Here is a 10,306-nt window from a genome sequence, read left to right as displayed (position 1 = left end):
CCTGCTGCTCGCCATCCTTCCGGCGCTCAAATCAAGCCCGGGGACAGAAAACAACAAAGCAACCCAACGCTGATGATCGGGCGCGATTCGCGCAAGGAACAAGGGTGCGTGGAAATAGTAATATATTCCTTGACGCGAATCCGAATCGGCTTCATTCGCGCAGCGAATCGCCCGCTTTCGTGGGCGATGACAGCTCGGTTTGTGATGTGCAGCCCGGCCCGATGGTCGCGCTGACTTACCCCGGCAGGTCGGTCTTGCCCATCAGGAAGCTGTCGATCGAGCGGGCGCACTGGCGGCCTTCGCGGATCGCCCAGACCACGAGCGACTGGCCGCGGCGCATGTCGCCAGCCGAGAAGATCTTCGCGCGCGAGGTCTGGTAGTCGTGCAGCGAGGCACGGACGTTGCCGCGCTGGTCGAGGTCGACGCCGAGCGTCTTGAGCAGGCCCTCGTGCACCGGATGCACGAAGCCCATCGCCAGCAGCACCAGCTCGGCATCGAGCGTGAACTCGGTGCCGGGCAGCGGCTTGAACTTGTCGTCGACCTTGACGCAATGCAGTTTCATCACCTTGCCGTCGGCGCCTTCGAACTTGGTCGTCAGCACGGCGAATTCGCGCACCGCGCCTTCGGCCTGGCTCGACGAGGTCCGCATCTTCAGCGGCCAGTTCGGCCAGGTCACGCCCTTGTTCTCGTGCTCGGGCGGCGCCGGCATGATCTCGAGCTGGGTCACCGACTTGGCGCCTTGCCGGAACGAGGTGCCGATGCAGTCCGAACCGGTGTCGCCGCCGCCGATCACGACGACATGCTTACCGCCGGCGAGGATGTCGGCTGTGCCGTTCAGCGGCTCGCCGGAGACGCGGCGGTTCTGCTGCGGCAGGAAGTCCATCGCGAAGTGAATGCCGGCGAGGTCGCGGCCGGGGATCGGCAGGTCGCGCGGGGCTTCCGCACCGCCGGTCAGCGCCACGGCGTCATACTGCTTGGCGAGCTCCTGCGGATCGATTGCGCCGGGCGTCGCGCCGCCGACGGCCTTGCCGTAGTGGAAGGTGACGCCCTCGGCTTCCATCTGCTTGACGCGGCGGTCGATGATGCCCTTCTCCATCTTGAAGTCGGGAATGCCATAACGCAGCAGGCCGCCGGCCTTGGCGAACTTCTCGTAGACATGCACCTCATGGCCGGCGCGCGCGAGCTGCTGCGCGGCGGCGAGGCCGGCGGGGCCGGAGCCGATCACGGCGACCTTCTTGCCGGTCTTCTGCCCTGCGATCTCCGGCTTCAGCCAGCCATTGTCCCAGGCGCGGTCGACGATCGCGCATTCGATGGTCTTGATGGTGACCGGGTTGTCGTCGATGTTCAGCGTGCAGGACGCCTCGCACGGCGCCGGGCAGATCCGGCCGGTGAATTCGGGGAAGTTGTTGGTCGAGTGCAGGTTGCGCGAGGCTTCTTCCCAGTTGCCCTGATAGACGAGGTCGTTGAAATCGGGGATCTGGTTGTTGACCGGGCAGCCCGGCGTGCCCGGCGCGGTCGAGCCGGTGCCGTGGCAATAGGGAATGCCGCAATTCATGCAGCGCGCCGCCTGGTCGCGCGTGTCCTTCTCGCTCAGCGGAATCACGAACTCGTTGAAGTTCTTGAGCCGATCGGCGACCGGCTCGTACTTGCGGTCATGCCGCTCGATCTCGAGAAAACCTGTGATCTTACCCATTGAAACCCGATGCCCCTGCATCTCAGTTGTCCGTCATTCCGGGCTCCGCCGCGAGGCGCAGACCCGGAGGTCTCGAAGTGGTTCGGCGAGATTCCGGGCTCGCGCCGATGGCGCGCCCCGGAATGACGCCCGGTGATACTACGCGCCGATCGCGATCTTCGGCTCGGCGTCGGCGTTGGCCTTCATTTCCTTCAGCGCGCGGCGGTACTCCACCGGCATCACCTTGCGGAATTTCGGCAGCCAGCTCTTCCAGTCGGCGAGGATCTCGGCCGCCTTCTTCGAGCCGGTCAGCTTGGCGTGACGCGTGATCAGGACGTGCAGCCGCTCGACGTCGGACTCGAGCAGGTTCTGGAATACGTCGACCCGGCCATGCGCCTCGAGATCGCCGGAGTGGTGATAGGTGTCGGCGTTGATCATCTCCTCCGACAGCACCGGCTCCAGCTCGACCATCGAAAGGTTGCAGAGCTTATCGAAGTCGCCGCTCTCGTCCAGCACGTAGGCAATGCCGCCGGACATGCCGGCCGCGAAGTTGCGTCCGGTCTTGCCAAGCACCACCACGATGCCGCCGGTCATGTATTCGCAGCAATGATCGCCGGCGCCTTCGACGACCGCGACCGCGCCGGAGTTGCGCACCGCGAAGCGCTCGCCGGCGATGCCGCGGAAGTAGCATTCGCCCGCGATCGCGCCGTACATCACGGTGTTGCCGACGATGATCGATTCCTCCGGCACGATGCCGGAGTTTTTCGGCGGCTTGACGATGATGCAGCCGCCCGAGAGGCCCTTGCCGACATAGTCGTTGCCTTCACCCTCGAGCTCGAAGGTGACGCCCTTGGCGAGCCAGGCGCCGAACGCCTGTCCCGCCGTGCCCTTCAGGCCGACATGGATGGTGTCGAGCGGCAGGCCGGCATGGCCGTAGATCTTGGCCACCGCGCCCGACAGCATCGCGCCGGCGGAACGGTCGGTGTTGTTGATCTCTTCCTCGATCTTGACCGGCGCACCGCGATCGAGCGCGGCTTGCGCCTTCTCGATCAGCCGGCGGTCGAGCACGGCCTCCAGATGGTGGTTCTGGCCCTCCGAGTGATAGATCGTCTGGCCCTTCTCCTCCTTCTGCCGCACGAACAGCTTGGAGAAATCGAGGCCCTTGGCCTTCCAATGCGAGACCAGCGCGGTCTGGTCCAGCATCTGGACCTGGCCGACCATCTCGTCGAACGACTTGTAGCCGAGCTGCGCCATGATCTCGCGCACTTCCTCGGCGACGAAGAAGAAGTAGTTGATGACGTGCTCGGGCTGGCCGGTGAAGCGCTTGCGCAGCACCGGATCCTGGGTCGCAACGCCGACCGGGCAGGTGTTGAGGTGGCACTTGCGCATCATGATGCAGCCCGCCGCGATCAGGGGCGCGGTGGCGAAGCCGAACTCGTCGGCGCCGAGCAGCGCGCCGATCACGACGTCACGGCCGGTGCGGAAACCGCCGTCGACCTGCACCGCGATGCGGCTGCGCAGCCGCTGGCGCACCAGCGTCTGATGGGTTTCGGCAAGGCCGATCTCCCACGGCGAGCCGGCATGCTTGATCGAGGTCAAAGGCGAGGCACCGGTGCCGCCCTCGAAGCCCGCGATCGTCACATGGTCGGCGCGTGCCTTGGCGACGCCGGCCGCAACCGTGCCGACGCCGACTTCCGACACCAGCTTGACCGAGACCTGGCCGTCGGGATTGACGTTCTTGAGGTCGTAGATCAGCTGGGCGAGGTCTTCGATCGAGTAGATGTCGTGATGCGGCGGCGGCGAGATCAGGCCGACGCCCGGCGTCGAATGCCGGACGCGGGCGATCGTCGCGTCGACCTTGTGGCCGGGCAACTGGCCGCCTTCGCCGGGCTTGGCACCCTGCGCCATCTTGATCTGCATCATGTCGGAGTTGACGAGGTATTCCGTCGTCACGCCGAACCGGCCCGAGGCGACCTGCTTGATCGCCGAGCGCATCGAATCGCCGTTGGGCAGCGGCTTGAAGCGGTCGGATTCCTCGCCGCCTTCGCCGGTGTTCGACTTGCCGCCGATCCGGTTCATCGCGATCGCGAGCGTGGTGTGCGCCTCGCGCGAGATCGAGCCGAACGACATCGCGCCGGTCGAGAACCGCTTGACGATGTCCTTGGCCGGCTCGACGTCCTCGAGCTTGACCGGCTTGCGCTTGTCGTCCTCGGCGCTCTTGATCCGGAACAGGCCGCGCAGCGTCAGCAGACGCTCGGACTGCTCGTTGAGGATCTTGGCGAACGCCCGGTAGCGCTCCAGCGAGTTGCCGCGCACGGCATGCTGCAGGGTCGAGACCGATTCCGCGGTCCAGGCATGGTCCTCGCCGCGGGTGCGGTAGGCATATTCGCCGCCGACGTCGAGCGCGCTCTTGTAGATCTGGCCGTCACCGAACGCATCGGTGTGGCGCCGCACGGTCTCCTCGGCGATCTCGCCGAGGCCGACGCCCTCGATCCTGGTGTGGGTGCCGGCGAAATACTTGGCGACGAAGTCCGCCTTTAGGCCGACCGCGTCGAAGATCTGCGCGCCGCAATAGGACTGGTAAGTCGAGATGCCCATCTTGGACATCACCTTGAGCAGGCCCTTGCCGATCGACTTGATGTAGCGCTTGACGATCTCGTAGTCGTCGAGCGCGCCGGGCAGCCGGTCCTTCATCGCGAGGATGGTCTCGAACGCGAGATAGGGGTTGATCGCTTCGGCGCCGTAGCCGGCGAGGCAGGCGAAGTGATGCACTTCGCGCGGCTCGCCTGACTCCACCACGAGGCCGACCGAGGTGCGCAGGCCGGTGCGGATCAGATGATGATGCACGGCGGCGCAGGCGAGCAGCGACGGGATCGGAATCCGGTCGGTACCGGTCATGCGGTCCGACAGGATGATGATGTTGATACCCTCGCGCACGGCGCCCTCGGCGCGCGCGCAGAGCTCGTCGAGCACCTGCTCCATGCCCGCCGCGCCGAAGCCGGCGTGGAAGGTGGTGTCGAGCGTGCGCGACTTGAAGTGGGTCTCGGGAACGTCGGAGATCGAGCGGATCTTCTCGAGGTCCGCATCGGTCAGGATCGGCTGCCGCACTTCGAGGCGCTGGGTCGAGGCGACGCCCTGCAGGTCGAACAGGTTCGGCCGCGGCCCGATGATCGAGACGAGGCTCATCACGATCTCTTCGCGGATCGGGTCGATCGGCGGGTTGGTCACCTGCGCGAAGTTCTGCTTGAAGTAGGTGAACAGCTGCTTCGGCTTGTCCGACAGCGCCGAGATCGGCGTGTCGTTGCCCATCGAGCCGGCTGCTTCCTCGCCGGTGGCCGCCATCGGCGTCATCAGGATCGTGATGTCTTCCTGGCTGTAGCCGAACGCCTGCTGGCGATCGAGCAGCGGCAGGTTGGAGCGCACGCCCTTGGCCGGCGCATCCGGCAGCTCCTCGAGCTGGATCTGGGTGCGGTGCAGCCAGTCATTGTAGGGATGGCTCTTGGCGAGGTCGGCCTTGATCTCGTCGTCGGGAATCAGGCGGCCCTGCTCGAGGTCGACGAGCAGCATCTTGCCGGGCTGCAGCCGCCACTTGGTGACGATCTGGTCCTCCGGAATCTTCAGCACGCCCATTTCGGACGCCATCACGATGCGGTCGTCCTTGGTGACGAGATAGCGCGCCGGGCGCAGGCCGTTGCGGTCGAGCGTCGCGCCGATCTTGCGGCCGTCGGTGAAGGCGATCGCGGCCGGGCCGTCCCACGGCTCCATCAGCGCGGCGTGATATTCGTAGAACGCGCGGCGCTGCTCATCCATCAGGGGATTGCCGGCCCACGCTTCCGGAATCATCATCATCACGGCGTGCGGCAGCGAGTAGCCGCCCTGCACCAGGAATTCGAGCGCGTTGTCGAAGCAGGCGGTGTCGCTCTGGCCTTCATAGGAGATCGGCCACAGCCGGCTGATGTCCTTGCCGTAGAGCTCCGAATGCACGGAGGCCTGCCGCGCCGCCATCCAGTTGACGTTGCCGCGCAGCGTATTGATTTCGCCGTTATGGGCGATCATCCGGTAGGGATGCGCCAGCGACCAGGTCGGGAAGGTGTTGGTCGAGAAGCGCTGATGCACCAGCGCCAGCGCGCTGTCGAAATCCGCTTCATGCAGATCGGGATAGTACTTGCCGAGCTGGTCGGCGAGGAACATGCCCTTGTAGATCACGGTGCGGCACGACAGCGAGCACGGATAATAGCCCGCCATGCCGCGGTCGCGGCGCTGATAGATCGCCTGCGAGATCGACTTGCGCAGGATGTAGAGCCGGCGCTCGAAATCGTCCTCGGTCTTGACCGCATTGTTGCGGCCGATGAAGACCTGCATGTGATACGGCTCGGTCGGCTTCACCGTGACGCCGAGCGAGGAGTTGTCTGACGGCACGTCGCGCCAGCCGAGCAGCTTGAAGCCCTCGTTCTTGATCTCGTCGGCGATGATGCTCTTGATCACGTTCCGCCACGCGGCATCGCGCGGCATGAACAGCGCGCCGATGGCGTATTCGCCGGGCTGCGGCAGCTTGAAGCCGAGCTCGGAGGTCTTGCGCGCGAAGAAGGCGTGCGGGATCTGCACCAGGATGCCGGCGCCGTCACCGGCGCGCGGATCGGCGCCGACGGCGCCGCGATGCTCGAGGTTGCACAGGATGCTCAGCGCGTCGGAGACGATCTGATGCGACTTCTGGCCCTTGATGTTGGCGATGAAGCCGACGCCGCAGGAGTCTTTCTCCAGGCTCAGGTCGTACAGGCCTTCGGCCTGCGGGCGCCAAGTGTGAAGCTCGGGGGTGTGCGGTCCAAAGGATGCATCATGCGCGGCATCGGCGGCTTTCGAGTCCGCGGTCGCCGACAGCATGCCTGTCACGATGGTTTCGCGCTCGAATTCCGACCCGCTCATGTGTCCTCTCCCTTTCGTAAGGGGCCTCACCGTATTTGGCGCACCTTGGACGTTGCGGCACCCACCGGGCCACCGCTCGTCCGCCGCGAGCCGCATTTTCCTAAATTCAGGCGATGGGCGTTTCAACGTCCCCTAGGGGACGGCCCTGCCTGCAGCATTCTCGGAGCCCGGGGCGCCGAGTTTTCGTTGCAATCCCTATGCCGGAATGGCCCCGAAATTGAGACAGCTTTGCTGTCCTAACCTCGACCTTGCCAAATTTTTGTCTATCACACAAGCGCGAGGAAGTCCTCGCCCGCATGCTTGGATCGGACAGCTCGGTAGGCGCCCGGGCGCCCCTGATTCGAAGCAAACACGCCGTGATCCGGCCCAAGGAGGGACCAAGGACCGCCGGAATTCAATCCGAAATTTTGCCCGGCAAGCCGGCAAGAGAGCGGGAAGCTCCCAGAGGGCGGGCCAGACAGGAGTTACGGCGATGAAGTTGTTCACAGGTTCGGTCGCAGCTGCCGCCCTCGCGCTCAGCGCAGCCTCCGCCCAGGCGCAGCTGGTGACGTCAGCCCGGATCGGCAGCCCGGCCCTCGTCAGGGTGTCCGACATGGACGGGCCCTACGCTGCCATGCCCGAGGTTCCGCCGCCGCCGCGCTTCGGCCGCGTCCCGAGCCTGCTGCCGCCGGTCGAGGTCTACACCGTGCTGCGCGAGAACGGCTATCTGCCGCTCGGCGCACCCCAGCAGCGCGGCTTCGTCTACACGATCTCGGTGATCGACCAGGGCGGCGACGACGGCCGGCTGGTGATCGACGCCCGCGATGGGCACATCGTCCGCTTCACCCCGGCCTACCGGCTCGGCGACAATTACGAAGAGGAGATGAGCGCGACCTACGGCCCGGTTGGCCCAATGCCGCGCGCGATCCAGGCCCGGGTACCGAGGCCGCCGCTCCCGATCCCGCATGTCGCCAGCCGCGTGCCGGTGCCGAAGCGGAGCCCGCTCGCGGCCAAGTCGGCGCCAGGTCCGGCGCCGGCTTCTCCGCCGGCAGTGGCTCAGGCTCCCGCTCCGGCAGCCCAGGCCGCCGTCTCCCCGACCGTCGCGCCACCGCCTGCGCCGGCCCAGGCAGCCGCACCCGCGCCGGCGGAGCAGGCCGCGGCCGCACCGAAGCCGGCCGAAGCCCAGGCGGCCGCACCGCAGGCCGTTCAGCAAGCCGAGGCTCCGACCGTCGGTCAGGCCGCTTCGCCGCCGCCGCCCGCGCCCGCAATCCTGCCAACCCAGGAAATGCCGAAGGTGCAGGGGCTGGAGTAGCAATGACAGCCAACAAAAAACGCCCCGGTTTCCCGGGGCGTTTTCGCGTGCAGCCAATATCTGCTGACGCGGGACGTGTCGCTTAGGCCGCGACCTTGCCGGCCGAGCCGTCAACCACCTGCGGGGCCTTCTCGCCGCCGCCGATCGGAATGCTGCGGGGCTTCTTGGCCTCGGGAATCTCGCGGACAAGATCGACGTGGAGCAGGCCGTTCTCGAGCGAAGCGTTCTTCACCTGCACGAAGTCGGCAAGCTGGAAGACGCGCTCGAAGGCGCGGGAGGCGATGCCGCGATAGAGCACTTCGGAGCCGTTGCCGGAGTTCTCGTTGGCGGATTTCTCACCCTTGATCGTCAGCGTGTTCTCTTTCGCGACGATCGAAAGCTCGGCCTGCGAGAAGCCGGAGACCGCAACGCTGATCCGGTAAGCATTCTCGCCGGTGCGCTCGATGTTGTAGGGGGGATAGCCGGGGCTGCCGTCCGAGGTCACCTGATCGAGCAGGTTGAAGAGGCGGTCGAAGCCGACGGTGGAACGATAGAACGGTGTGAGGTCGTAGCTACGCATGGGGTAGTCCTCCAATGAGCGACTGTTTCAGTTACCCGCCCGCCATCGGGCCGGGCTTAGATGTGTGCAGCCTCATGTTCCGGGTCCGAAACACTGGTAGCGGCCTGCACTGAGGTGATATGGGAGGGGGCACGTCGCGTTCAAGAGGCGGAAACCGCGCAGCTTATTTCGGCGCCGGCGTGCTTGATCTCCATCCTGTCCCACCACCTCGGTCTCCTGCATGACGCTCGTCTCGATCCCCGCCAACCCGGTTCCGGACGACGTTGTCAGTGGCACCATCAAGACACCAGACGGGGCCGAGCTGCGCTTCGCGCGCTGGGCGCCGCCGCCCGGCCGCAAGGGCACGGTCTGCGTGTTCGGCGGACGCGGCGAGATGATCGAGAAATATTTCGAGACCGTGCGCGACCTGCGCGACCGCGGCTTTGCGGTGGCGATGATCGACTGGCGCGGGCAGGGCCACTCGTCGCGGCGGCTACGCGATCCACGCAAGGGCTATGTGCGCGACTTCGCCGACTATGAGGTCGATGTCGAGGCTTTCGTGCAGCAGGTGGTGCTGCCGGATTGCCCACCGCCCTATTTCGCGTTGGCGCATTCGATGGGCGGCGCTGTCCTGCTGCGGGTCGCGCATGCCGGCAAGCGCTGGTTCGACCGCATGGTGCTGTCGGCGCCGATGATCGACCTGCCGCGCCGCCGCGTCTCGTTCTTTCCGAGCGCGCTGCTCAGGATCATGCGGCTGACCGGGCAGGGCGGCAACTACGTTCCGGGCGGCAACGATGAACTGGTCGGCCTTGCACCCTTCATCGGCAATCCCGTCACCAGCGACCCGGTGCGCCACGCCCGCAATGCGGCGATCCTGGAAGAAGACCCGACGCTCGGCATCGCGGCGCCGACGGTCGCCTGGGCCGACACCGCGTTCACCGCGATGCGCACCTTCCGCGGCATGTCGTATCCGACCGAAATCCGGCAGCCGATCCTGATGCTGGCGGCGAGCAATGATGAGGTGGTGTCGACGGCGGCGATCGAGGAATTCGCCTACCATCTGCGCGCCGGCTCGCATCTGGTGATCGCCGGCTCCAAGCACGAGATCCTGCAGGAGCAGGATCGCTACCGCGGGCAATTCTGGGCGGCGTTCGACGCCTTCGTGCCGGGTACGCCGCTGTTCAAGTGAACGGTCTATCGGTGTGGGGCTCGCGGCTCAGCCGTTGAGCAGCGCGACGATCCGGTCGGGAAAGCGCTTTTCCACGAACAAGGTCCTGACCTCGGCGACGCTGAGATAGCGGTCCTGGCCTTCGCCCTTGCCCATGATGTCGAGCAGCACCGGCCACTCGCCGAGCATCAGCAGCGGATAGTAGCAGTGCAGGATCGCGTAGGACGGAGGATGCTCGTCCTTGGCGCGCTGGAAGTTTGCCGCCATGAAATTCTTGATCTCGGAAGCCGACAGCCCGCGTTCGACGCTGCCGTCGGGGGCCTTGTGGTCCGTGCCGAAGGTCGCGAGCCGCGCGATCTCGTCCTCATGCACCACGGCATGCTGATCGAGGATGCGCGAGCCGGCGCCGTGCTTGTCGAGCGGGCCGTTGCGCAATTCGTCGAGGATGGCGCCCTGCAACAGGCTGCGCACCTGGCTGAACGGGCCGATGCCGTTGGCCATCTGCGCAACCATGAAGATCTTGGCGCCGGCGCTGAGCGCCGGAAGGCCGGTCTTGCCGGTGGCGCGGTCGATGGTTTCGGTCAGCTTCGGCAGCGGCACGATATGGCCTCCGACATAGTCGCCGGCGACCAGTGCACGCAGGAACGGGCACGGATTGTCAGGGGAAACCTGCGGGGCGGGTGCCGCGCTTGCAGCCGTATCGGACATCAAACC

The 10,306-nt window shown here is 66.1% G+C and carries 7 protein-coding genes; 3 read left to right on the top strand and 4 right to left on the bottom strand.

The genetic code is table 11. The features are described 5' to 3' along the window. The coding region (locus CO675_RS41250) for a hypothetical protein (protein ID WP_210203134.1) at positions 1–234 on the top strand (234 nt) is incomplete at its 5' end. Between the two features lies 1 nt (position 235). On the opposite strand, the gene CO675_RS10360 is transcribed toward CO675_RS41250, so the two are convergent. Both CO675_RS10360 and gltB read right to left on the bottom strand, forming a co-directional pair. Beyond that, positions 236–1,693, bottom strand: a complete 1,458-nt coding sequence (locus CO675_RS10360) for a glutamate synthase subunit beta (protein WP_097671793.1) — start codon at positions 1,691–1,693, stop codon at positions 236–238. A gap of 138 nt (positions 1,694–1,831) precedes the next feature. After that, positions 1,832–6,595: a glutamate synthase large subunit gene (gene gltB / locus CO675_RS10355; RefSeq protein ID WP_097671792.1), complete on the bottom strand. Its 4,764-nt coding sequence runs from the start codon at positions 6,593–6,595 to the stop codon at positions 1,832–1,834. Positions 6,596–7,067: 472 nt separating this feature from the next. On the opposite strand from gltB, the gene CO675_RS10350 reads away from it, so the two are divergent. Then, complete coding sequence (locus CO675_RS10350; RefSeq protein WP_097671791.1) at positions 7,068–7,886, top strand: hypothetical protein; 819 nt, start codon at positions 7,068–7,070, stop codon at positions 7,884–7,886. An 82-nt stretch (positions 7,887–7,968) separates the two neighbouring features. On the opposite strand, the gene CO675_RS10345 is transcribed toward CO675_RS10350, so the two are convergent. After that, the gene (locus CO675_RS10345) at positions 7,969–8,445 is read right to left on the bottom strand and encodes an Hsp20 family protein (RefSeq protein WP_038384347.1); all 477 of its coding nucleotides are present in this window, start codon (positions 8,443–8,445) and stop codon (positions 7,969–7,971) included. A gap of 220 nt (positions 8,446–8,665) precedes the next feature. On the opposite strand from CO675_RS10345, the gene CO675_RS10340 reads away from it, so the two are divergent. Continuing rightward, positions 8,666–9,613, top strand: a complete 948-nt coding sequence (locus CO675_RS10340; protein WP_097671789.1) for an alpha/beta hydrolase — start codon at positions 8,666–8,668, stop codon at positions 9,611–9,613. 27 nt (positions 9,614–9,640) lie between these two features. On the opposite strand, the gene CO675_RS10335 is transcribed toward CO675_RS10340, so the two are convergent. Beyond that, a complete protein-coding gene (locus CO675_RS10335) occupies positions 9,641–10,300 on the bottom strand; it encodes a hypothetical protein (RefSeq protein WP_097671788.1) in 660 nt (219 codons plus the stop codon). Positions 10,301–10,306 lie beyond the last annotated feature (6 nt).

This window comes from Bradyrhizobium sp. C9, from assembly GCF_002532045.1.
Taxonomy (GTDB): Bacteria; Pseudomonadota; Alphaproteobacteria; order Rhizobiales; family Xanthobacteraceae; genus Bradyrhizobium.
The sequence above is the reverse complement of the archived record's forward strand: the minus strand, read 5'-3'. Positions and strand labels throughout refer to the sequence as shown.

Excerpts from the sequence above, each read along its gene's own strand:
- gltB (WP_097671792.1), bottom strand. The coding sequence starts at position 6,595 with ATGAGCGGGTCGGAATTCGAGCGCGAAACCATCGTGACAGGCATGCTG.
- CO675_RS10360 (WP_097671793.1), bottom strand. The coding sequence starts at position 1,693 with ATGGGTAAGATCACAGGTTTTCTCGAGATCGAGCGGCATGACCGCAAG.
- CO675_RS10340 (WP_097671789.1), top strand. The coding sequence starts at position 8,666 with ATGACGCTCGTCTCGATCCCCGCCAACCCGGTTCCGGACGACGTTGTC.
- CO675_RS10345 (WP_038384347.1), bottom strand. The coding sequence starts at position 8,445 with ATGCGTAGCTACGACCTCACACCGTTCTATCGTTCCACCGTCGGCTTC.
- CO675_RS10350 (WP_097671791.1), top strand. The coding sequence starts at position 7,068 with ATGAAGTTGTTCACAGGTTCGGTCGCAGCTGCCGCCCTCGCGCTCAGC.
- CO675_RS10335 (WP_097671788.1), bottom strand. The coding sequence starts at position 10,300 with ATGTCCGATACGGCTGCAAGCGCGGCACCCGCCCCGCAGGTTTCCCCT.